At 50.6% G+C, this 23,204-nt stretch carries 25 protein-coding genes; 2 read left to right on the top strand and 23 right to left on the bottom strand.

The window, feature by feature from the left end; all coding sequences use genetic code 11:
- Positions 1–3: 3 nt before the first annotated feature.
- The 10 genes from WFJ73_RS05455 to WFJ73_RS05410 all read right to left on the bottom strand — a co-directional run bounded on the left by WFJ73_RS05455 (position 4) and on the right by WFJ73_RS05410 (position 8,349).
- On the bottom strand, positions 4–963 hold the full coding sequence (locus WFJ73_RS05455; protein ID WP_336772053.1) for an AAA family ATPase: 960 nt from the start codon (positions 961–963) through the stop codon (positions 4–6).
- Between the two features lie 21 nt (positions 964–984).
- Positions 985–1,377, bottom strand: coding sequence for a YcxB family protein (locus WFJ73_RS05450; RefSeq protein ID WP_336772052.1), 393 nt, complete (start codon positions 1,375–1,377; stop codon positions 985–987).
- A 55-nt stretch (positions 1,378–1,432) separates the two neighbouring features.
- On the bottom strand, positions 1,433–2,353 hold the full coding sequence (locus tag WFJ73_RS05445) for a polysaccharide deacetylase family protein (protein ID WP_336772051.1): 921 nt from the start codon (positions 2,351–2,353) through the stop codon (positions 1,433–1,435).
- Positions 2,354–2,406: 53 nt separating this feature from the next.
- A complete protein-coding gene (locus WFJ73_RS05440; RefSeq protein WP_336772050.1) occupies positions 2,407–3,408 on the bottom strand; it encodes a phosphotransferase in 1,002 nt (333 codons plus the stop codon).
- Positions 3,405–4,094: an MOSC domain-containing protein gene (locus WFJ73_RS05435; protein ID WP_336772049.1), complete on the bottom strand. Its 690-nt coding sequence runs from the start codon at positions 4,092–4,094 to the stop codon at positions 3,405–3,407. Before WFJ73_RS05435 ends, WFJ73_RS05440 begins: the two co-directional genes overlap by 4 nt.
- A gap of 298 nt (positions 4,095–4,392) precedes the next feature.
- The gene (locus tag WFJ73_RS05430; protein WP_336772048.1) at positions 4,393–6,024 is read right to left on the bottom strand and encodes an amino acid permease; all 1,632 of its coding nucleotides are present in this window, start codon (positions 6,022–6,024) and stop codon (positions 4,393–4,395) included.
- Between the two features lie 118 nt (positions 6,025–6,142).
- Positions 6,143–6,442, bottom strand: coding sequence for a hypothetical protein (locus tag WFJ73_RS05425; protein WP_336772047.1), 300 nt, complete (start codon positions 6,440–6,442; stop codon positions 6,143–6,145).
- A gap of 50 nt (positions 6,443–6,492) precedes the next feature.
- The gene (locus tag WFJ73_RS05420) at positions 6,493–7,104 is read right to left on the bottom strand and encodes a DUF3298 and DUF4163 domain-containing protein (RefSeq protein WP_127491212.1); all 612 of its coding nucleotides are present in this window, start codon (positions 7,102–7,104) and stop codon (positions 6,493–6,495) included.
- 16 nt (positions 7,105–7,120) lie between these two features.
- Positions 7,121–7,627, bottom strand: a complete 507-nt coding sequence (locus tag WFJ73_RS05415) for a GNAT family N-acetyltransferase (protein ID WP_336772046.1) — start codon at positions 7,625–7,627, stop codon at positions 7,121–7,123.
- Complete coding sequence (locus tag WFJ73_RS05410; RefSeq protein ID WP_336772045.1) at positions 7,624–8,349, bottom strand: phosphonate ABC transporter ATP-binding protein; 726 nt, start codon at positions 8,347–8,349, stop codon at positions 7,624–7,626. The genes WFJ73_RS05415 and WFJ73_RS05410 overlap by 4 nt, the downstream gene beginning before the upstream one ends.
- Positions 8,350–8,509: 160 nt before the next feature.
- On the opposite strand from WFJ73_RS05410, the gene WFJ73_RS05405 reads away from it, so the two are divergent.
- Positions 8,510–8,734 (top strand): hypothetical protein, encoded by a 225-nt coding sequence (locus WFJ73_RS05405; protein ID WP_336772044.1) that lies wholly within the window; start codon positions 8,510–8,512, stop codon positions 8,732–8,734.
- Between the two features lie 76 nt (positions 8,735–8,810).
- Here WFJ73_RS05405 and WFJ73_RS05400 read toward each other — a convergent pair whose 3' ends face one another.
- A complete protein-coding gene (locus tag WFJ73_RS05400; protein ID WP_015844260.1) occupies positions 8,811–8,948 on the bottom strand; it encodes a hypothetical protein in 138 nt (45 codons plus the stop codon).
- 141 nt (positions 8,949–9,089) lie between these two features.
- On the opposite strand from WFJ73_RS05400, the gene WFJ73_RS05395 reads away from it, so the two are divergent.
- The gene (locus tag WFJ73_RS05395; RefSeq protein WP_336772043.1) at positions 9,090–9,833 is read left to right on the top strand and encodes an HAD family hydrolase; all 744 of its coding nucleotides are present in this window, start codon (positions 9,090–9,092) and stop codon (positions 9,831–9,833) included.
- A 78-nt stretch (positions 9,834–9,911) separates the two neighbouring features.
- On the opposite strand, the gene WFJ73_RS05390 is transcribed toward WFJ73_RS05395, so the two are convergent.
- The 12 genes from WFJ73_RS05390 to pdhA form a co-directional block, all read right to left on the bottom strand.
- The gene (locus tag WFJ73_RS05390; protein ID WP_336772042.1) at positions 9,912–12,230 is read right to left on the bottom strand and encodes a type IA DNA topoisomerase; all 2,319 of its coding nucleotides are present in this window, start codon (positions 12,228–12,230) and stop codon (positions 9,912–9,914) included.
- Positions 12,231–12,247: 17 nt separating this feature from the next.
- Positions 12,248–12,808 (bottom strand): hypothetical protein, encoded by a 561-nt coding sequence (locus WFJ73_RS05385; protein WP_336772041.1) that lies wholly within the window; start codon positions 12,806–12,808, stop codon positions 12,248–12,250.
- Positions 12,799–13,365, bottom strand: a complete 567-nt coding sequence (locus WFJ73_RS05380; RefSeq protein ID WP_336772040.1) for a hypothetical protein — start codon at positions 13,363–13,365, stop codon at positions 12,799–12,801. Before WFJ73_RS05380 ends, WFJ73_RS05385 begins: the two co-directional genes overlap by 10 nt.
- 51 nt (positions 13,366–13,416) lie before the next feature.
- Positions 13,417–13,737, bottom strand: coding sequence for a hypothetical protein (locus WFJ73_RS05375; RefSeq protein ID WP_336772039.1), 321 nt, complete (start codon positions 13,735–13,737; stop codon positions 13,417–13,419).
- 185 nt (positions 13,738–13,922) lie between these two features.
- Complete coding sequence (locus WFJ73_RS05370) at positions 13,923–15,413, bottom strand: glutamate synthase subunit beta (RefSeq protein WP_336772038.1); 1,491 nt, start codon at positions 15,411–15,413, stop codon at positions 13,923–13,925.
- 219 nt (positions 15,414–15,632) lie between these two features.
- Positions 15,633–16,124 (bottom strand): dihydrofolate reductase, encoded by a 492-nt coding sequence (locus tag WFJ73_RS05365; RefSeq protein WP_336772037.1) that lies wholly within the window; start codon positions 16,122–16,124, stop codon positions 15,633–15,635.
- 17 nt (positions 16,125–16,141) lie between these two features.
- Complete coding sequence (locus WFJ73_RS05360; RefSeq protein ID WP_336772036.1) at positions 16,142–17,104, bottom strand: thymidylate synthase; 963 nt, start codon at positions 17,102–17,104, stop codon at positions 16,142–16,144.
- 237 nt (positions 17,105–17,341) lie between these two features.
- Complete coding sequence (locus WFJ73_RS05355) at positions 17,342–17,827, bottom strand: acyl-CoA thioesterase (protein WP_336772035.1); 486 nt, start codon at positions 17,825–17,827, stop codon at positions 17,342–17,344.
- A 110-nt stretch (positions 17,828–17,937) separates the two neighbouring features.
- Entirely contained in the window at positions 17,938–19,353 is a 1,416-nt protein-coding gene (gene lpdA, locus WFJ73_RS05350; protein ID WP_091189231.1) for a dihydrolipoyl dehydrogenase, read from the bottom strand.
- Positions 19,354–19,358: 5 nt separating this feature from the next.
- Entirely contained in the window at positions 19,359–20,657 is a 1,299-nt protein-coding gene (locus WFJ73_RS05345; RefSeq protein WP_336772034.1) for a dihydrolipoamide acetyltransferase family protein, read from the bottom strand.
- 192 nt (positions 20,658–20,849) lie between these two features.
- Positions 20,850–21,827 carry an alpha-ketoacid dehydrogenase subunit beta gene (locus tag WFJ73_RS05340; RefSeq protein ID WP_336772033.1) on the bottom strand — a complete coding sequence of 326 codons (978 nt, stop codon included), beginning with the start codon at positions 21,825–21,827 and terminating at the stop codon, positions 20,850–20,852.
- A gap of 58 nt (positions 21,828–21,885) precedes the next feature.
- The gene (gene pdhA, locus WFJ73_RS05335; RefSeq protein WP_336772032.1) at positions 21,886–22,965 is read right to left on the bottom strand and encodes a pyruvate dehydrogenase (acetyl-transferring) E1 component subunit alpha; all 1,080 of its coding nucleotides are present in this window, start codon (positions 22,963–22,965) and stop codon (positions 21,886–21,888) included.
- Between the last annotated feature and the right edge of the window lie 239 nt (positions 22,966–23,204).

Here is a 23,204-nt window from a genome sequence, read left to right as displayed (position 1 = left end):
CCCCTATCGGGAGCCGATTCCAGCTTCCGCAGGCACCGCGGTTTGCCGGATAATATCTTCAATAATGTCTTCCGCATGCTTATGAGACCTCTGCATTCCCCTTAAAGACAATCGATGCGCCAGAACCGGCTTCGCCATCGCCTTCACGTCATCCGGCGTCACGTAATCCCGGCCGCGCAGAATCGCATGGACCTGCGAAGCTCTCAGAAGCGCCTGGCTGCCGCGTGGGCTTACGCCTACAAGAATATCGTCACGCGTGCGGGTCCGTTCGATTAGCTGCAGCAGATAATGCAGCACTTCGTCTTCTATGCGTATTTCCGCGTAATGACGCTGGGCTTCCGCAATATCGGAAGCGGCTGCAACCGCATCCAATTGCGATAACGGATCGGCATTATTGAAGCGTTTAAGGATTTGAAGCGCTTCTTCCATTGTTGGATAGCCCATTTGGATCTTGAATAAGAATCGGTCAAGCTGAGCTTCCGGCAGCGGGAACGTTCCCTGATGCTCCACCGGATTTTGCGTAGCGATGACCATAAACGGCTTGTCCAGGCGTTTCGTCTCTCCGTCAACGCTAATCTGCCGCTCTTCCATGCATTCGAGCAAGCTGGATTGCGTCCGCGGAGTTGCGCGGTTTATCTCGTCGGCAAGCAGCAGATTCGTAAAGAGCGGCCCCGGACGAAACTCGAAGCCGCCCTCTTTCTGATTGTAGTATTGGATACCGCTAAGATCGGAAGGAAGCAGGTCCGGCGTGAACTGTACCCGGCGGAACTGAAGCTTCAGAGATTGCGCGAGCGATTTGGCGAGAAGCGTTTTCCCCGTGCCGGGCACATCCTCGAGCAGAACATGACCCGAAGTAATTAAGGCGATAAATAACAACTCGGTAACGCTTTCTTTTCCAACAATAACCTGGCCGATATTTGACTTCAGTCTCTCCGCTAATTGGTTAATCGATTGAAATGACATAAGTGCGTCTCCTTTGTCCGGTTATCGGATGACTCCCGTTGCGATTGGATGATGGCTTTGAACGATCTGGCGGAATAATTGCTCCTGCTCGGCGTTGCGGAACGATTCTTTCGGGATAATCCAATACTGCCTCTTATTATGGAATAAAAAATAATAGTGTACGTTCTCCCAGACCTTCGCGAAATTACTCCAATTCGCTTTGGATGTCCCATCCGCCACCGTTAATTCAAGATTATCGGAATTGAAGCTGTACTCGAATTCCCCGTTAAGCTTTCTGTCTTTGACGATTCTCCTTGGATGAACAATACATTGGGTAACATAGTTTAATAACGCTAATACAACGACCGCCGCCGCAATGACCGCCAGCAGCCTAGAATTCGTAACGGCGGCAAGCGCTGAACAAGTTATAACCAATAAAATTTCAAAAACCCACGTAAGTCGAATTCGTAAGGTTTGTCCTGCTTCTATATTACGGCCTTCCGTATACCGTGCTTTGAAGCTGCTGCAAATCTCTCCAGCGGATCAGGCGAATTCCTTCCGACCGCAGTGTCTGCTGGACGTCCGGGTCACGGAACAATTGGAATTCCATGCCGCGCTTCTCCGGCTGGCCGTGGAAAGCTAGCAGCTCATCGGTCACAAGGGACGGATGGAATATGAGTTCGGTTACGCCCGGCTGCAGCTGCTTCAACTGCTGTTTCAGGTCTGATTTTACGTTATCATAGGTATCTCCCGCCTTTAGCGGAAACGGAAGCCCTATCAGATAATCAAGCACGACAACTCCCATAGCATGGGCCAGCAACCCCAGCTGGCGGGCCTGCTCCTCAAGCTCGGGCGGAACCATCTGGCCGTTTACCGCCGCCACCTTGCGGGGCATCCGAAACGGCAGTCCGTAAGACGCGCATACCTCGAATACTTCCTTCAGAAAGTTCTTGCCCGTCTCCAGCCCATACAAGCTTCCCATGTGATTATCGGCATGCGTAGGATTCATTCCCAATTGAAGCGCGGATTCGATCTGGGCAATCATTTCCTTCTTCACCTGCTGAGATTCAGCCTGAAGCTCGAAGCTTCTGCATTCCTTCGGGAAATACCCTTCGGCGGTTACCAGCGACTGCGTATCGCTGCCTTTGAGAACCGGCCCCCAACGGTAAGAATCCCATTCGCTTGTAAACGTAAAATGGATGCCCACGTCGAATTGCGGATGATTGGCACTCCAAAGAGCCGCTTCGCGAGAGGACTTGCACGGCATCATAAGGGTTGCCGAGCTTACCGCCTGTTCCTGAAGCAGCTGCTGTATTCCTTTATTGGTTGACTGACACAGTCCGTAATCATCCGCATTTATAATTAACAATCGTTCCTGGCTGCCATATCCAAGCGATGCTGCAACATTCATCTCGGGCACATCCTCTCTCTAATTAGCAACATTAAGGAATTGGATCTTACCTCTTACAAAAGCTCATGCCGAAACAATGTCAGCAGCTGCTCTTCGCTCCGGTCCACCCATTCGCAGATCTGGTACGTCTGGTCGATAAAGCCAGCAACTAACGCCGCATCATCCAGACCTTCTTTATAGCGGCCAGCAAAATGAAGAAACACATCAAGCATTCTCAACTTGATAAGAAGCGGCAGTTCCTCCACTTCAGCAGGCGTAAGCTTGTCAATACTTCCGTAACCTTCGCAGAATAACCGAAGCCGTTCCCATATTTCCGAATCTTCGCCTTTGAAGAAATCGATCTGCGCTACAACAAGCTCCATCGCCCTGACATCTACGGTGCAAAACTCAAAATCCAGCACGCCAATAATAGATTCGCCGTCCGCTACCGTGTTGCTAAAGTTAAGATCGCCATGAATCCATTGATGGGGCAGCTTTTTTACGGCCGGTAAACTTCCGGACAAATCTTTTACCTGGTTTACGATTGCCGCGGCTTTGCCCGCTTTGGCAATAAATTGTTCGGAAGACTGCATAATGGCAGAAAGATCATGATGGATCAAGGAGGAATAGGTTTCTTCAAGCAAGTAATACGGATCATAGATCGGTTTAAGCGAAATCGTCATGCCGCGAAGCGCCTTTGAGACCCTGGCGGCCGTCTCGCCAAGAGAGCGGATATGCGCTTTATGCTGAATAGTTGGCCGTTCTCCAGGAATGTATCGGTATAATGCGGCAAGCGCACCGCTAGACGCAACGGTAATCGTATCCCCTGAACGATTCTCCACGGGTATGGGAACGTTGAAGCCCGGCTGCTGCCGGTAAAGCGCAAAGAGCACTTGATGCTCAAGCGTTACAATGTTTCTGTCCCGATGATTGTTATACACTCGAAGAACGTACCGATCATCGCCCGCCTTGATCATCCGTGTTGTGTTATTCATCCCGCTGTCTCCCGGTACAACCGTCCATCTACCATCGAACCGGTACTGCTCAATCAATGCGGCGATCTCGATGTCTTTCAATCCGCATGGCCTCCCTGCGTTTCTTGCTGCAGTCTTTCAATGCGGCCGGATAGGGTCTGCTTCCAGCTATCGGACAATTCCTCAACCGCAAGCAGTGCCGACATTCCTTCCAAGTCTGTCTTGCCCTTGTACATAACACGATTGGCCTCAGCCAGCGTGATGGCTGCCGGATGCCGTTCCAGAACCTTCAAGTCCTCGCCTGCCCCAACTCCGCCTTCCTTCAGCACTCGGAAATAAAATCCCGTATATCCGGTTTGCTGCACCTGCGCGGTGAGCTCCGGGCGCTGATGGCGGATGCCAAGCTTAAAGCACGGCTGTCTTGGCTGGCTTACCTGCACAATCACTTCTCCGGCCTGAACGACGTCTCCGATGCACAAATCATGCTCCGTCCAATCGGACACCGTCCAGTTCTCGCCGAAAGCGCCGTAGCTCAACTTATTGCCCAGCCATTCTTCCCAATGCGGGAAATGACGTTCGAAGTAGACGCACACCGCTTTATCCGGACCGCCATGATTAACCAGATCCGCCTGACCATCTCCTGTTAACCCTGTCTTGCTTAAATAATGCCTGCTCCTCGAGGCTGTCTTGTAAATACCTGTTTGAATGGGCTTGCTTCCATGCATCGCCGCTACCGGCGTTCCTACATTCAAAGAGACAATGCGGCTGTTTATTATTTCCCGAGACATTTGCTTATGATGGCCTCCTGTCCATTTCTATCCTTCCACTATTATAATCCGATAAGGGAGAAGATGGCAAAAACATCTTTTGGCTCTCTATTATTAATAGCGTTAACGAGCCGAAAACAGGTATAAATACGGGCTTTTCAGCCGTTTGTGAATAGTCTTCCAAGACTACTCTTCGACACCGTTTGTAACATTCGAGCCCGCGGTGTCGAAAACGTTTTCTTTGTGTAAGATTATGCGCTTCCCCGGGAAATAAAAGCGGTTGTTATTTCCTCATTTCCCGGACTCCAATTGCCCATTTTTAATGAAGATGGAATTTTCGCTCAATTCGAATGATTTCCCCTTTGGGCCGTTTCAAGCGACTCTGAAGCTTTGCAAGATGCTGCTTGCGGTATCTCCGGTCCATAACCGTCACGAAGATCAACCATACTCCCGTTCCAACCGCTCCCCATAAACCAAGCGCAAAGACAGACAACGCTCCGGACAATAACAGCCAGACGAATGCGGCACGGTCTACGATTAAACCGTAGGATCCAAGATGCCATGGCGCATCGTCCAGCAGCCGGTGTCTCCCATGCAGCCTGATCTTAATCCAGATCGGAATCATATACGCCAGCTGCAGGCATAACACCGCGAAGCCAAGCAAGCTTGGAATCCCAGCCTCTCCCCCATCCGCCAGCCTGCCCGCGCCAAAAAAAATAACCGACAGAAGGGCAGCCGTACCGATCGCCGGAAGCGGTGATTGCCGCCCGCGCGATACATGGGACAATAATCTGTTGAAAGGAAGCGCATGATCCCTAGCCAGACAAAAGATTGCGCGCGAGCAGACCAGCATCTCGCTATTCCCGCTTCCCCAAATGGCTGCGGCAATGACGAGCAAAACGAGCGAATTCCCCTGCCAGCCGTCAAGCGCCGCTGCGGCAAACAGGCTGTTTCCGCTGCTGAACAAGGCTGTTCCGACGATAGCCGGCAGAACAAGAGTCAGACACATCAACAGGACGAAACCCGCGATCATCGTATAAACCGATGACAAATAGATAGCCCAAGGCACGCGGATCCGCGGATCGCTTGTTTCCTCCGATCCTTGCGCGGCTCCATCCATCCCAAGAAACAGCTTCTGCAGCAAAAGCACTCCAACAATAAACGCCCATGGCGTAACATGCCCATCCAGACTTGCGTTTTGGAACGTATATAAAAGCTCTGGCGAGTATAAGCTTCGCCCGAACGCAATAAAGATTCCGCCGATTATCGCGGCCAGAACAACCGCGTGAAGCATGATTCCAGCTTCCTGCAAAGCTCCCGTCCGTCCCGTTCCCCAATGATTAACCGCAGCTTGAACGGCGGTAACGAAACACAGCACGATTCCCGTCGTCCACCATGACGAGTTATAGTCCAGCCATACGGCTAATAGTTTATCGAGAATAAAAGCGCAGGCGCCATTCATGAGCGCCATCATGGCGAGATGGCCGGCGAGTTGAAACCAGGCTGCGTACCAGCCCCATCTTCGGGTACCAAGCGCGGAAGCCCAGTGATAGACGCCGCCCGCCGTTGGCACGGCCGAGGATAACTCCGCAAGCGAAGCGCTGACCAGAATGCCGAACAATGCGAGTACCGGCAGTCCGATACTGACAACGGAGGGTCCCCCCTTCTGCAAAGCCGGTCCCGCAAGCAGAAAAGCAGCCCCGACCAGGCCAAGAGATTGAAACGACAGCCCAAATGATGCAGCCGCTCCAAGACGCCTCCGAAGCTGCTGGGCAAGCCCGAACAGATTCAGGTCATGCTTATCTTGACGCGCTTGGGCGTACGTGCCATAAGCCGTCATACTCATATGCCTCGAAGCCCTGACACTGCGCTGCGCCTTCGCAGTCAGCATTAAAGCGCAGCCGCAAACAACCCCAAACAGAAGCAACCCGATCCATACCGCCAGCATCATTGAACCCCTCCCTACGATAATGTATGAGGAAGGGCGTTTGGTCATGTCAGAGCGCCAAAAGGCTGCCCGCGAAGGGCAGCCTTTTGAAAATGCCGGCTGTCAGCCAGCTTATGAAAGTTTATGACTCCGTGTACCGAAGCATCGCAAACGATGCAATCGCCCCAGTTGCCCAGCATAGCGTATGAATAACGAGCCCGCGCCATTTTGACCGAAAATCCAGCCGCCTTAAAATCCATAGATTAACCCCGAGTATAAGCAAGGCATAGACCAGAACGATGACAATCCCGTAAGCCTTCTGGGAGCCTGTTGATGGTGCCATAAATCCGTAGACAAGTACGATCCCGCCGATCAGCACATAAGGAAATACAATTCCGAGCATCAGATGAGCAATCGCTCCGAGCCATTTTTTCCTGTCCATCCACGGATCAGCTCCTTTGGTCTTTACCGCCCGGCATGTCCAGTGCTCTCCTAATTATTCGGCACCATAGCGCCTAGTGGCCCATTCTCGTTCACGATATCCTGAAGATCATAGGCCGAGATCGGAAAATACGGAAACCCGTAAGCATAAGGCGTTAACTCGTATAAAGCAAAATAAATGACAATCGACCGGTCTGCGATATAGTAGTCTTGATCCGGACGGATCGTTCCGAATGGCTCGAGCGTGCTTATGTCTCGTTCCTTAATCTGTTCGCTGACCATTTCCGATATGCGTTGAACATATGCACTGCCAGGCTTGAATAGCTGAGGAAGGCTGTAGGCGTGTCCGGTCGACACGCGAAAGGTCAGCGAGACCTGCAGCGTAAGGCCGTGGCTCCCCCCCGAATAGGCATAGTTGAATAACGACAGGCTGAGAATATCCCTCTCATTCGTCTTCACCTCGTAATACCCGCTCATTTCAGCCCTCGGATCATCAAGCGAGCCCTGCTCGTCTACCAGCTGCTGTGCCGCTTTCCGGATGGATTCATTGATTCGCTTGATTGCATTCTCGTTTGATCCTCCGCTTACATGAGGGATCCAAAGCTCCGCTTTCGGAAATGCCGCTCTTGCAGATTGGACAATGACTGGAGACTGAAAAGCCATATTCGAAGACACCTACCTATTTGGTCAGATGCTCCATTATATGCGGGGTACGTCTCATTTCATGCCATTCAATACCGCCGTGAGACGATGCTGCTTCTCCAACATATGCAAACCCTGCTCTCTCGTAAAAGGAGATCAGATGCCGTTCGCACATCAGGATAATCGCATGGTGTCCAGCCCTGTCGCAGGTTATGACAAGGCGCTCGAGCAGCATGGCTCCAACTCCCTGTCGTCTTGCCTCCTCCGCTACGGCAACGGTCAGGATGCAGAAGTTATCGCCTTCCTCCTCATCCTGCTGCTCACCCTTCATCTCGTCCCCGCATGACCAGGCCGAAGTCCGGATTCCGTTCGTAATGCCAAGCAGCCTGCCTCCTGACCAGGCCGACCAGAAATAACCCGGGTAATGCTCAAGCCGGTACCGGAAACCTTCTCTGGATGCAGCCGCTTCCGGAACGTAGCATTGCTGCTCCAGCCGAAGCGCCTCTTCCAGTTCATTTTCTTTGATTAAACGAAGCTCGATCACAGCATCATTTTCTCCCGCTCGGTCAATCTTCTGCCTTTTACGTCGAGCACCAGCTCTCCGTTATTCAGACCGATGATCCGGTCCGCAAACCGTTCCGCCCAATCTCCTTGATCAAGCACGGCAATGACCGTAACGCCCTGTTCCGTAGTCAGTCGCTTCAAATCGGATAACACGCGGTCCGCCGTATGCGGATCAAGTCCCGCTACCGGCTCGTCTGCGGCAATCACCTTTGCTCCGTGCACCAATGCCCGGGCCATCGCAATACGCTGGCGCTCGCCGCCGCTCATGGTGCTTGCCTTTTGATGGGCTTTATCCAGCAGTCCCAGCTTTTCAATCGTATCCATTGCGCCCATGTAATCGTCGTTTCGCAGCATGCCCGTCCATCTCCGCCAAGCAGGCGTCTGTGCAACCGCACCGATGCTCACGTTTTTAAGCCCTGTCTTGTTCTGGTACAGAACAGGCTTCTCCTCCAGATAAGCTACCGCACGCTTGATTTTCAGCCTGCCCGCCAGCCCTTGCTTGAAAATGTCTTCACCTTCAAAGAAATAGCTGCCGCCGCTCCACTTGTTCTGCAGCGCCAAGCTTTTGAGCAGCATCGACTTGCCGCTGCCGCTGGCCCCCTTTATCGCGATAAATTGGCCAGGCTGGACTTCAAAGCTGATATTTTTCAAGATCGTTGGTCCACCGGGAATTTGTACTCTAAGATTCGATATTCTCAACATAAGTCCATGCCCCTTTTTTGTAAACGCTTCGCCATTCTATGAATCTAGTTTACGAGAAACAAAAAACAGTTTCCACGCGAACAAATGTTTGCTATAATAAAAACAGAACAAACGTTCCCTAAATTGTTCCCACAATCATTTTAAAGGAGGCTGAATCACCATGAATAAAAGCTGCGAGAACTTTCGTTATTTAGAGAAAGGATGGCCGCGCCGGGACCTTACGTTTAAGTTTTACACGGACGGAACATTAACGATTATTGATAATCATGCAGAGGAGGTGATTTCGCCAAATGATTTGAAGGGTGACAGCATGGACTTCTATGTACGGAGGCGTATCGCCTTTATTAAGAATAAATTGATCGCTGCGCAGCAGAAATATGCTTAATGACACTAAACTTTTTGAGACAGGCGGAATACAGGGCACTGGAACAATATCGCTCCTGGATTCCGCCTGCGCTGCCTTACGGCAGCTGTTTATTAATTCCATTCATGCTTGGAGGACGGTTTGCGAGTTTGTTCAGTTTAAGGCCAATTGCTTCCGATTTAAAACTCGATTGGTTTTGACGGTTTTGCGTTTTGTCGGCTTTATTGAATGGCATGCTCATCACCTCCCTGCTCTTTATGAGAATGATTAGCATAAATCGCCCGAATTAAACATCGCTTGGGGCTTCGTTGACGTAGGGCTTCGAATAAGGTAGATTGTTCATACGACGAACTTCACCAAAGGAGCCGTGCTTTAGATGAAGCAAAACCTTTTCTTTGACCTAGACGACACCCTCATTCACTGCAACAAATATTTCTACTTTGTGATCGAACAGTTTGTGGACGCGATGACAACGTGGTTTGCGGGTTATGAAGGGGTAAGCGCTGATGCCGTGCGCAATAAACAGACGGAGATCGATATTGCGGGCGTAGCGGTGCTCGGATTCAAGAGCGAGCATTTCCCGCAGTCTTTTATTGATACATATCATTATTATTGCGACCTGACGGGCCGCAAAAAGTCCAAGACGGAGCAGGATCTTCTGTGGAAGCTTGGCTTAAGCGTGTATGAGCATGAGACCGAGCCGTATCCTAATATGGAAGCAACGCTCGATAAGCTGGCTGGAGAAGGTCATACCCTTCATCTCTATACCGGAGGCGAAATTACGATTCAGCGCCGCAAAATCGAGCAAATGAAGCTGGAGCGTTATTTCGACACGAGAGTATACATTCGCCGGCATAAGAACAGCGAAGCGCTTGAGCAGATCTTGGCTGAAGGCGGTCATGACCGCCACTTGACCTGGATGATCGGCAACTCGATCCGGACCGATGTGGTACCCGCTCTGACGGCAGGCATTCACGCCATCCATATGAGAGCGGAATCCGAATGGCAGTACAATGTCATTAATATCGAGGTACAGCCCAAAGGCGCTTTCTTCACCCTGAATAACCTGCTCGAAGTTCCTCCGGCGATTCATGAGTATGTGAGTCGCAAGCAGCCTTAAACTTAATGGCATAAACAAAAGGAGTAAAGCGACACTTTCCGCTTTACTCCTTTTTCTGTTGATCGATTATTCAATAGATTACACGCCTTGAACGGATACCGTGCCTTTATCCCGGTCCGTCAACACCAGCTTGGCCTTCGTGCTGCTGCCATCCTGGCGCTTGAAGGTAAGCTGGCTTGTTGCTCCTTTTTCCAGCAGGGAACGCACCATCGGAATCGAGATCGTCTTACCCTGCTGCTCCTTCCAGATCACAAACGTACAGCCATCCCGGAAGGCGCTGCAGCCGAAGCCGCGTTTCCCTTCAATTATATGCCCGCTGCAACCCGATCTTGGGCAAGATGCGATCGGCTCACGGGCGGAAGGGCTTGCAGATGGCCGGGATGATGCCTTAGGTGCGGCAGTTGCGATTGCCGAAGCCGAGGATGCAGACCTGGATGAAGATGTCCGGCTTCCGCCAGAAGTCTTCGAAGTACGGCTACCCCGCTTCGAACCGGAAGCAGCTGCACCTCGCTTGCCGCCGTTCTCCCGTTCCTCGAACGTTCCTGGCGCCGCAGGTCTCTGCTGGCGCACCTTATCGACGATCATCGCGGCAAATTGCTTCACCTTCAATATAAACTGGTCATCGGATGCTTCACCGCGCGATATCTGGTGCAAGCGCTGTTCCCAACGTCCGGTCATTTCCGGCGATGCCAGCAAATCTACGCCAGCCCCGCGAATCAACTCGATAGCCGCACAACCTTTAGAGGAAATTTCCAGCTTCTTGCCGGTTAGATCCACATAACCAACCTGCTTCAGCCGTTCGATTGTCGCGGCTCGGGTGGCCGGCGTGCCAAGTCCCGTATCCTTCATCGCTTCGCGCAGCTCGTCATCCTCCATCGATTTGCCGGCGCTTTCCATCGCTTTCAGCAAAGTGCCTTCGGTATAAGGCTTTGGCGGTTGGGTCGTTTTCTCGAGCGATTCGGATTTTACGCATTTGACGCCTTGCTGAGGCTCAATCGCAAACGGTTTATCGGTGAGCAGCTCTTCCTCATCGCTCTCAGCCTCATCCTTATCGCTGGCTTTCTTCTTACTGGTCTTCTTGGCCGCTTGTCCCTGATCCTGCAGAACAACCTTCCAGCCAAGCTCGAGCAGCTCCTTCGCCTTTGTCCGGAAAATCTCGCTTTCCACCTCGGTCAGAACCGTATGGTTCTTGTACACCGCGGGCGGATAATACTGCGACAGGAACCGTCGTACGATCATATCGTAAATATTTTGTTCCTCCGGGCTTAAACCGGAAGGCCGCTTAGGCGTTGGCATAATGGCATGGTGATCCTCGACCTTCGACGGATTGCATACCGCCTTATTTCCCTTATGCACCCGGCCACGGTCCGCGCCGTTTGCCAGCTCTCGGTAAGAATCGGACCCTTGCAGCATCGTCAGCACCTTTTGCATGACGGGCAGATTCTCTTCGGTCACATAATTGGAGTTCGTACGCGGATAAGTAATGGCTTTATGCTTCTCATACAAAGCCTGCGCAATATCCAGCGTCTTCTTCGCCGAATAGCCGTAACGGCCGTTCGCTTCCCGCTGCAGAAGCGTCAGGTCATGCAGACGGAACGGATATTCCTTGCTCTCCGCCGTCTGATAATCCTTAATGATGCCAAGCTTTCCTTGGGTCTTGGCGGCCAGCGCTTCAGCCTTCGCTTTATCCGTAATCCGATCCCCCTGCCATATCCCTGAATATTGAAATCCGTTCTGGTCGAATAAAGCCTTTACGACATAATACATATCCGATTTGAAAGCCGTGATCTCTTTATGTCGGTCATACAGCAGCGCTAAGACCGGCGTCTGCACCCTGCCAACCGAGAGCAAAGCCTTATGGCGGATCGTAAATGCGCGGGAAGCATTCATCCCGATCAGCCAGTCCGCCTCGCTGCGCGCCCTGGCTGCCCTTGTAAGCGGGGCATAGTCCTCGTCGCTTCGAAGGGAGTCAAAGCCCTTTCGGATCGTCTCAGGCGTCAAATCCGAGATCCACAGACGGTCCGTAGGCTGGGGGAGCTTCAAATATTGCCGGATCAGATGAAAAATAAGCTGTCCCTCGCGCCCGGCGTCACAAGCATTCACGAGACGGCCGCAGCGCTTCGCAAGCTCGCCGATCGTCTTGAGCTGATCCTTCGTCCGGGCATTTGGCCACAGCTTGAACTTATCCGGAATAATCGGCAAATCCTGATCGTTCCATCTTTTATAGCGCGCGTCATACTGGTCTGGCTCTGCCAGCGTGACCAGATGACCAATCGCCCAAGTAATGATAAAACGGTCGCCTTCCAGGTACGTCCGCTTATTCGCCGCCTTTGGCTCTACAACCGCAGCGATCGTCCGCCCCATGTCGGGCTTTTCCGCAATAATTAATGTCTTCAATTAATCGCCTCTCATATCTAGCTTGTTCGTTCTACTTTGCTTTTCATCGATGCAAAAATTTTACTCACGCCACTTGCCCAACTCTGATCCTCCGCGTATTTGCGGTTGATCCAGGCGATCGGGTCCTTGCCCTCCGGCCGGTTTTTGCTCCACTTCAATACAGTCTGGGAGGCAATTCTCGCCGAATCGTGGATGGTCGTATTGTATTCTTTCCAGCTATAAAAAACATTGAACGGATTGTTGGCGATCTTCATCGCCTGTTTATTCGATCTCGGTACAAAAGCTTGCTCCTGACCGGTTATCGCGAATAAAAAGAGGGGATGTATATCAAATGTTTTTGCTGCGTCGATGATGGCATCCAAATAAGGCTGTTCAGCCAGAAGGGAATCTTTGCTGTTTAAATAATCAACTAGACTTTCCTTATCCACATCGGTATACCGCAGCTCATCCGGAAGCTCGTTGCCCGCTACTGCCGGCATCACTTTCTCGAAGGACTGCAGCGTAACCGGCGGCTGCAGCTTGTTAGGAGATGGCCTGAGCAGCGACCAGCCGTACAGGAGCGAAGCGCTCACCAGCATGATGGATAAAACGAATAAACCAACGTCTGTTTTCGCCGATAAGGCTTCAAAGCCGGATTAAGTTGATGAAACGGAATAACCTCGGCCAGCTCGGTAGCTGCGTCTTTCTTCCCTTCCAACCGGTACTCGGATCCCAGCCATTCCTTTAACTGCTCCCATGAGGCGGATGTCCCGGACTCGTTCTTCGCCAGCTTGTCCAGCTGGATTCGGAATAAATCCCACTCCAGCTGCGTACCGCTTTGCTCCTCCACCCATTTATGAAGCGGCGTAACGACATTGAAATCAGCGAGGTCCAGGGAAAGGCACGCTTCGAAAATATCGTCCGAGCGGACCGGCATTTGCCTCTCAAGCACGGTTGTCCGAATGAGTCTTGCCGTCACTTCCCGCTTCAGCTTGTCCTCAAAAGGCGGAAGCTGCTTTTGAATGATGCGGCTTACCGCATCGGCTACAATCTCAGCCTTCTTATCCTGCGGCATCGCATCGTACTTATGTTGAACATACTGTCTGATTTTGCGTACATCAATCGGGGTTAATACAAAAGCTTCTTCGGCCGGCATGACGAACTCTCCCCTTTACGTCATCTCTAACCGATTTTACCACAATTTTCTTTATATTGGGGAGGACAGATTTGCAATGCGCTGCTGAATTTCTTCGCTTTCAATAAAGGCTTTAATCTGCTCTTTCTCGAACGCCGTAAACTGATATTCGCAGTCTATATCTTCGTCCTGCGGCACGATTTGCGCAATCACGCCGCTTAATGTGCAAATTACGAGACCGCCGAAATCAATAAGGTCATCCGGCACGGGTGTCTCCTCCGTCACGTCAAACCTCAGCACGATATCCACCCACTGATTGTCTCTGCGCTCCATGGATGCCGTAATCGACTTGAACCGCAGCTCTGTCACTTTGTCCAATCCGTATTTAATCATTCCGCTGCCTCCTAAACAGTCCTACAAACAGCTTCACCCTGACATTGTATGGAAGATTTATTTCAAAGCTAATGTTTGGTAAGAAATGCTTACTTCCTAGGTAAATAGGCATTAATCCCCATTCGACAAGAAAAGCGCCCGGAGGCGCTTCCTGTTATCGATTGTTATCTCGGGCTCCTCAAACCTTAAGGCAGCATCGACGATCCCATCAAATATTTATCCACTTCGCGAGCTGCCTCGCGGCCTTCGTTGATCGCCCATACGACAAGGCTTTGTCCGCGGCGCATATCGCCTGCTGCGAATACTTTATCAACGTTGGTTTTGTATTTGCCATAAGTTGCTTTCACATTCGAACGGCGGTCTTGCTCAAGGCCGAACGAATCGATCAGCGTTTTCTCCGGTCCTTCAAAGCCTACTGCGATAAAGACCAGATCAGCCGGCCATACTTTCTCTGTGCCCGGGATGTCTTTATAAATTCTACGGCCAGTTTCTTCGTCAACCGTACGCTCGATTTGTACCGTGTGCAGCTCTTTCAGGTTGCCGTTGCCGTCGCCAACGAATTTCTTCGTCAGTACGGAGAATGCGCGAGGATCTTCGCCGTAGAGCGCTTTTGCTTCCTCTTGAGCGTAATCAAGCGTGTACACGTTCGGGAATTGCGGCCAAGGGTTGTTTACGATATCGCGTTCCAGCGGAGCTTTCGCTACCGTACCGAATTGCGTAACCGATTTGCAGCCATGACGCAATGCCGTTGCCACGCAGTCCGTACCTGTATCGCCGCCGCCGATAACGATAACGTCTTTATCTTTTGCGGAGATGTAGTTGCCGTCTTCCAGGTTCGAATCCAGGTAGCTCTTGATTGTTCCGTTCAGATAATCCATCGCCAAGTGGATGCCGTTCAGCTCGCGGCCTTCCATTTCAACATCGCGTGCTTTTGTTGCTCCGCCGCACATAATAACCGCGTCGAATTCTTTCAAAAGCTCGTCTCTCGAAATATCTTTGCCGATTTCTGTATTCGTTACGAACTCAATGCCTTCTTCTCTCATCAGGTTGATGCGGCGGTCTACAACATGCTTCTCAAGCTTCATTGTAGGAATGCCGTAAGTGAGAAGTCCGCCAAGACGGTCAGCGCGTTCGTAAACCGTAACTTTATGACCTGCTTTATTCAGTTGGGCAGCTGCCGCAAGACCAGCCGGGCCGGAGCCTACAACGGCTACTTTTTTACCGGTGCGTACTTTAGGAGGTTGTGCAACAACCCATCCCTCTTCAAAGCCGCGCTCGATAATAGCATGTTCAATGGTCTTAATCGTTACCGGTTCGCCGATCAAACCAACCGTACAAGAGCCCTCGCAAGGAGCCGGACATACGCGGCCGGTAAATTCAGGGAAGTTGTTTGTTTTGTGCAGGCGGTCAAGGGCTTCACGCCACAATCCACGGTAAATCAGGTTATTCCATTCCGGAATCAAGTTGTTTACCGGGCAGCCGGATGCCGAACCTGCAAGTTCCATGCCTGTATGGCAATATGGAGTTCCGCAATCCATACAGCGAGCGCCTTGCGTACGCAGCTGTTCATCCGACAAATGCTTATGAAATTCATTCCAATCCTTGATCCGTTCGATAGGATCCCGATCAGCCGGCAATTCACGTTGATACTGCATAAATCCTGTAGGTGTAGACATGTGCGAATTTCCTCCATCCAATATTCCCGAAAAGCCTGTATAATTATTCTCTTAAAACTATATCGGGAATCTTTAAATATTTCAACAAAAAACTTCATTGCCTACGCGATTATCGTATAAAAAAGCCTATCATTCTTATTTTCTGTCGTTAATGGATTATCCGCACAATCATTTGCACTTATTAACACAACGTTCGTCATTTGTGCATTTTTCTTTATATTATGCTTTTCGGCGGGCAAATGTTTGGAAAGTGAAAGAGAACGCATTACGCTCGTCGCTATCCACCTTCTCCGCATCCACGCGTTCCCACTCGTCTTCGGTAAACGCAGGGAAAAAAGCGTCGCCGCCTTCAATATCGGTATCTACTTCCGTGAGCAGGATTTTGTCCGCGAATGGAAGAAACTGTGCATAAATATTCGCTCCGCCGATTACCATTAATTCCCCGTCTCCGTACCGGTCAATCGCCTCCTGCACGGAATGAACAACCTCACAGCTTTCTTTGGCGTAATCCTGTTGTCTGGTTATAACGACATTTGTCCGGTCCTTCAGCGGCTTGGGCAGCGATTCGAACGTCTTGCGACCCATAACAACCGTTTTCCCCGTCGTATGGCGCGTAAAGTAGGCCATCTCGGCCGGAAGCCGCCATGGCAGCCTGTTCCCGATCCCGATCGTGCGTCCACGGTCCATTGCTGCGATCATCGTAATCGACATCGTTTTTTCCTGCTTTCTTATACGGCTACCGGAGCCTTAATAGTAGGATGCGGCTGATAGTTCTCAAGCTTGATATCTTCAACATCCGCGTCGAATATCGAGCTCACATCCGGATTTATCGCAAGCACCGGCAGCTCCCGCATGTCCCGCTGCAGCTGAATATCGATTTGTTCCAGGTGGTTCAAATAGATGTGCGCATCGCCAAGCGTATGAATAAACTCGCCAACCTCAAGCCCGCACTCTTGCGCAATCAGATGCGTAAGCAGAGCATAGCTTGCGATATTAAACGGGATACCGAGGAAAATATCGCCGCTCCGCTGATACAGCTGACAGCTCAGCTTACCGTTGATCACATAGAACTGGAACATCGTGTGGCAAGGAGGAAGCGCCATCGACGGTACGTCCTCGGGGTTCCAGGCCGATACGATTAACCGGCGGGAATCCGGGTTTTTCTTGATCGTCTCGATAATCCCCTTGAGCTGATCAATCGTCTCCCCTTGCGTCGTACGCCATTCACGCCATTGCTTGCCATAGACGTTGCCAAGATCGCCGTACTTCTCGGCAAAAGCGTCATCGGTTAACACCAGATTCGCGAATTTGTCCATCTGCTCCTGGTACAAAGCGTTAAAAGCCTCATCCGTTTGCGAGCGAAGGCCAAAGTTCGTCATGTCCGGGCCATTGTAGTCGGTGCTCTCCACCCATCTCTTGAACGCCCATTCATCCCAAATATGATTGTTATGCTTCAGCAAATACCGGATATTGCTGTCGCCTTTAATAAACCACAGCAATTCGCTGACAATCAGCTTGAACGGTACTCTCTTCGTCGTCAGAATCGGAAAACCCTTGGCAAGATCAAACCGCATCTGGTAACCAAAAGTCGAGATCGTTCCGGTGCCCGTCCGATCCTCTTTCTTCACGCCGTTCTCAAGCACATGCCGCAGTAATTGCAAATATTCCGTCTCACTTGTTTGAACAGTCACTTTTATATCAACTCCTTGACATTGATCGGCACAACATCCTTCTCCCGCATGCAGCGCCGGTCCAAGGTTTTTCGAAAACGATTTAACCACAATAGAATTTATACATTTCCTAACTATTGGGAGGTGCAAAATACTATTTGGCGATAAAACCAACCTATAAACGCGGTCGTGTTCATCTTCGAATTGCCTCGATAGAGGTTTTCTCACTAGTTTAACATTTTTCCCATAGGTTTGTCTTCACGTTTTCGCTGGTTGCTGGCGCTCCCGTTTTCGTTTCATCCGCAGTTCATGCCGCTCCGGGGCGGTTGCAAACATACGGATTTCCTCTTCGGTCTCCGGATATACTTTGGCCACCATAGCGGGCTTGCCTTTATCGTTCAACGCCACAAAAGTAAAGAATGCCGTAACCGTTGTGGTTCGCTCGGCCGTATACAGGTTCTCCGATTGAACGGTCACGCACACTTCCATGGAGGAATTGTTCGTCCAGCTTACATAAGCCTCTACCTCAATAACTTCACCTACTCTAATCGGGGCTACAAAATCAAGGCTGTCCGTCGAAGCAGTCACCACCTGCATCCGGGCATGCCGCATTGCGGCAATGGCCGCCGCCTTGTCCATATACTCCATAACCTTGCCGCCAAACATCGTATCGTGATGATTCGTATCCAGCGGAAAAATGATCTGCGTCATGACCGTTCTGGATGCACTAGCCGGCTTTTCCAAAAGCTTTCGCTCCTCATGTTATGTACAATTATAATATGCAAAAAGAGGCCCGCATGCTGTTCAAGCCGCGGGACCTCTCTCACTAAATCTCAAATAACGTAAAACGGATATTACTTAGCAACCGTGTGGATTGGATGTCCCAGCGCTACTTCAGCAGCGTCCAGAACGATCTCACCCAGCGTTGGATGCGCGTGGATAGTCAAGGCGATATCTTCGAGAGTAGCACCCATCTCGATTGCCAGAGCGAGCTCGGCAATCATGTTGGAAGCTTCCAGACCGATGATTTGCGCGCCCAGAACAAGACCAGTGTCAGCATCGGAAACGAGCTTCACGAAGCCTTCAGTCGCGTTAAGCGACATTGCGCGGCCATTGATTGCGAATGGGAACTTGCCCACTTTTGTTTTGTAGCCTTTGTCTTTTGCTTCTTTCTCGGAAAGACCAACTGCTGCGCATTCCGGATCCGAGAAGCATACTGCTGGTACGCATTTGTAATCGATAACGCTTGGCAGACCGGAGATTGCTTCCGCAGCAATACGGCCTTCGTACATCGCTTTGTGCGCAAGAGCAGGACCAGCGATGATATCGCCGATTGCATAGATATGCGGATTGCTTGTACGGCATTGCGCGTCAACTTCAACCAGACCGCGCTCGCCAACTTTAACGTTAGCCAGTTCAAGACCAAGGTCTCCGTCAGTGTTTGGACGACGTCCAACCGTAACGAGCAGGTAGTCTGCAGTTACTTTCTCTTCTTTGTCGCCAACTTTGTAAGTCAGTGTAACGTCTTTATCTGTTTGCTCAGCGCCTTGAGCCATTGCGCCTGTAACGATATCCACGTTAGTGCCTTTCAATTTCTTAGCAACGATCGAACCCATATCTTTATCGAAGCCTGGAAGAATTGCGTCTCCGCCTTCGATGATTGTTACTTTCGTACCGAACTTGGAGTACATTTGGCCAAGCTCGATGCCGATGTAGCCGCCGCCGATTACGATGATGCTTTTCGGAATTTCAGGCAGCGACAAAGCGCCTGTCGACGACACGATACGGCCGCTGAACGGGAAAGCTTTCAGCTCGATTGGACGGGAGCCTGTAGCGATGATGCAGTTTTTGAAACGGTAGCGCGGTGCTTCTTGATCGTTGAAGACACGTGCTTCGTTCTCGTTGATGAACATAACTTCACCGTTGAAGTATTGCACTTTGTTCGCTTTCAGAAGCGATGCAACGCCGCCGGTCAGTTTTTTAACGATACCGTTTTTGAACTCTTGCACTTTATTCCATTCCACTTTCACGTCGCCGGCAGTGATGCCGAACGCCGATGCATGGCTAATGGACTCGTATTGATGAGATGCCGAGATAAGCGCTTTGGAAGGAATACAACCAACGTTCAAGCAAACGCCGCCCACATTCTCTTTCTCAACAACAAGAACGTTTTGACCCAGCTGTGCAGCACGGATTGCTGCAACATAACCGCCGGGACCTGCACCGATGACTAAAGTATCAATATCTAAAGACGGATCTCCTACTACCATTGTAGTTACACCTCCATGATGAATAATTCTGGTTGACCCAGAAGTTGTTTAATGTAGTTCATAAAGTTTTGAGCCGTTGCGCCGTCGATCAGACGGTGGTCGAAGCTCAGCGACAGAGCCATTACAGGAGCTGCCACGATTTCTCCGTTGCGAACAACCGGCTTCTCGGAGATACGGCCAGTACCCAGGATTGCAACTTCAGGGAAGTTGATAACCGGAGTAAAGAACATACCGCCAGCGGAACCGATGTTGGAAATGGAAATCGTGCTGCCTTTAAGCTCAGCGGCAGTCAATTTGCCTTCACGGCCTTTTGCTGCCAGGTCACGGATTTTGTCGGCAACCATGAATATATTTTTACGGTCAGCATCTTCGATAACAGGAACGATCAGGCCGTTGTCTGTATCTGTAGCAATACCGATGTTATAGAACTTTTTGTAGACGATCTCTTGGCTTGCTTCATCAAGCGTAGCGTTCATGATCGGGAATTGACGGCAAGCCGCAACGAGTGCCTTCACGATGAATGGCAGGTAAGTCAGCTTGGAGCCTTTCTTCTCTGCGTATGGCTTGTATTTCGCGCGCAGAGCAACCAGTTCCGTTACGTCTACTTCGTCCATGATTGTTACGTGAGGAGCGGTGTATACCGATTTAACCATCGCGTTAGCAATTGCTTTGCGGATGCCTTTGAACGGTACGCGTTCTTCAGGACGGTAAGCGTCTACTGCCGCTGCTGCCGGTTTAGCTGCTGGTGCTTCTGCTGCTGCAGGAGCCGCCGCTTCCGTTGCCGGAGCTGCCGCCGCTGGTGCTGCACCGCCGCCGTTTGTAACGTCTTCGCGAGTAATGCGGCCGTTTTTGCCAGTGCCGGTAACCGTCGTAAGATCAACGCCTTGCTCACGGGCAAATTTGCGAACGCTAGGCGTAGCCAGAACCAGACCGCCAGTAGCTTTTGGAGCTTCCGCCGGTGCAGCAGGCGCTGCCGCTGGCGCAGCCGGTGCTGCTGCAGGAGCCGGTGCTGCTGCAGGAGCTGGCGCTTCAGCTGCCGGAGTATCTTGCTCTGGAATATCACCTTCCGCATCAATGATTGCCACAACTTCGCCAACATGGCAAACCTGGCCGTCTTTCATGCGTACTTCGAGTACAGTACCGTTAACCGGACAAGGCACTTCTACAACTGCCTTATCGTTTTGTACTTCCATGATGATATCGTCATCCGTTACTTTGTCGCCGACTTTAATGTGCACTTTTACGATTTCGCCTTCGTGCAAGCCTTCGCCAAGCTCAGGAAATTTGTATTCAAATTTCGCCACTGTAGTATCCTCCTTAAAAGAATTATCGCTTACTTTGCGGTAATTCTTACCTCGTAAGCATGAGCTTAAAGAATTAGCGCTTACTTGCGGTAATTCTTGCCTAGTAAGCATTCAATGCGTTTGCCGCCTAATGACGGCTCTGCCCGCTGTTAAGCGGGCATGTATGTCCATCATCCGTTAGGATGAGCAGCATTAGAAGCTCAATACTTTATTAACCGCATCTACGATACGGGCCGGAGTTGGCAGCCAAGTATCTTCGATTTGCGCGAAAGGATACACCGTATCCGGACCGGCAACGCGAAGCACTGGAGCTTCGAGGTGCAGGATCGCTTTTTCGTTGATTTGAGCAATAACTTCCGCAGCTACGCCGGAAGTTTTTTGCGCTTCTTGAACAACGATTGCACGGTTTGTTTTTTTAATCGAAGCCACGATTGTATCGATATCGAGCGGTACCAGGGAACGCAGGTCGATAACTTCCGCGTTTACGCCGTTTTTCGCCAGCTCGTCCGCTGCTTTCACGGCTGTGTGAACCATCATGCCGTAAGCGATGATCGTTACGTCGGAACCTTCGCGGACAACGTTTGCTTTACCGATCTCAACCGTATACTCGCCTTCCGGCACTTCGGCGCGGAATGCACGGTACAGGTTAAGGTGCTCCATGAAGAATACGGGGTCATTGTCGCGGATTGCGGCAATCATAAGACCTTTTGCATCATAAGGATTGGATGGAATAACAACTTTAATACCCGGAGTCTGAACAGCAAGACCTTCCAGGGAGTCTGTATGAAGTTCCGCAGCCTTTACGCCGCCGCCAAATGGCGTACGGAATACGATTGGCGAGTTATAACGGCCGCCGGAACGGTAACGCATACGAGCTGCTTGAATGAACATTTGGTCCATGGCTTCATAGATGAAACCAACGAACTGAATTTCGGCAACCGGGCGGAAGCCTTGAATACCCATACCCACTGCCAGACCGCCGATTGCGGACTCGGCAAGAGGCGTATCGAATACGCGCTCCTCGCCGAATTCTTCTTGCAAACCTTCCGTTACGCGGAATACACCGCCAACTTTACCAACGTCCTCACCGAAGATAAGTACGTTTTCATCACGTTTAAGCTCCACGCGCATAGCGTCGCGGATTGCTTCCAACATATTCATTTGAGCCATGATCGTCAGATCCTCCTTCATTTTTGCTCGTGCAAAATCCCATCGTCAGGCAAGGGTATTATTGAAAATCAGCCTTTTGCTCTTCCAGATGCTGAGGCGTTGTTTCGAACATGGAGTCAATCAAGCCGGCAACTGTCATTTTCTCAGTTGCTTCCGCTTTCTTGATGTTCTCGTTAACAGCCGCTTTCGCTTCCTCTTTCACACGGTTTGTATCTTCTTCCGTCCAGAGGCCTTTCTTCTCTAGGAACTTGCCGAAACGAATAAGAGGATCCTTAAGGCCCCATTCCGCTTCTTCTTCTTTCGTACGGTATTTCGTCGCATCGTCAGACAGGGAATGCGGACGGAAACGGTAAGTCAACATCTCGATCAGAGTTGCGCCTTCACCGTTACGGCCGCGTTCAGCTGCTTCGGATACCGCTTTAATAACAGCAAGAACGTCCATGCCATCGATTTGAACACCTTTGATACCGGCAGCAACCGATTTATGAGCAACAGAAAGAGCAGCAGTTTGCTTCTCGTAAGGAGTTGTGATGGCATAACGGTTGTTTTGTACAACATAGATAACTGGAAGCTTGAATACTCCAGCAAAGTTCATAGACTCGTAGAAGTCGCCTTCAGAAGAACCGCCGTCACCTGTGTAAGTGATCGCTACGCGTTTCTCGCCGCGTTTCTTGAATGCCATTGCTACGCCGGCTGCATGAAGCACTTGCGCGCCGATGATGATTTGCGGCATAAGCACATGTACGTCTTCAGGAATTTGGCCGCCATGCTGATGACCGCGGGAATACAAGAAACCTTGGTACATAGGCAGACCATGCCATACAAGCTGCGGAATATCGCGGTAGCCTGGGCAAATGAAATCATCTTTATTAAGCGCGTATTCGCTGCCAATCATTGAAGCTTCTTGACCGGATACCGGAGCATAGAAGCCAAGACGGCCTTGACGGCCAAGATTTACAGCGCGCTCATCCCAAGTACGGGTAAATACCATACGGTACATAATTTCTTTCAATTGTTCGTCAGTCAGGTCCGGCATATATTCCGGGTTAACCACGTCGCCATCGAGCGACAACACGGATATTGGTTTTACAGGTTCCGTTTGAACTTCATATGGCAGTTTGTTAAGCACTTTGCTCATTTTGAACGCTCACCTCGATCATTAATATTTGAAAATCGGAGCTCTCTGTTATAGAATCATAATACACCTGTTTGCCGAATATGGTCAAAGAAAAAAACATAAAAACCGTTGTTTTTCGCTAATCTGGCCGTTTTTACTGATGAATTGTATATGTAACAGATTCGAATTTTCTGTATAACAGCATAATACAATCAAGGTTCAATACCAGACCATGACAGGAGAACGGGCAGATTCTCATT

Origin of the sequence: Paenibacillus sp. MMO-58, from assembly GCF_037146255.1 — a bacterium.
Taxonomy (GTDB): domain Bacteria; phylum Bacillota; class Bacilli; order Paenibacillales; family Paenibacillaceae; genus Pristimantibacillus.
This window is presented reverse-complemented; position numbering and strand designations above follow the sequence as displayed.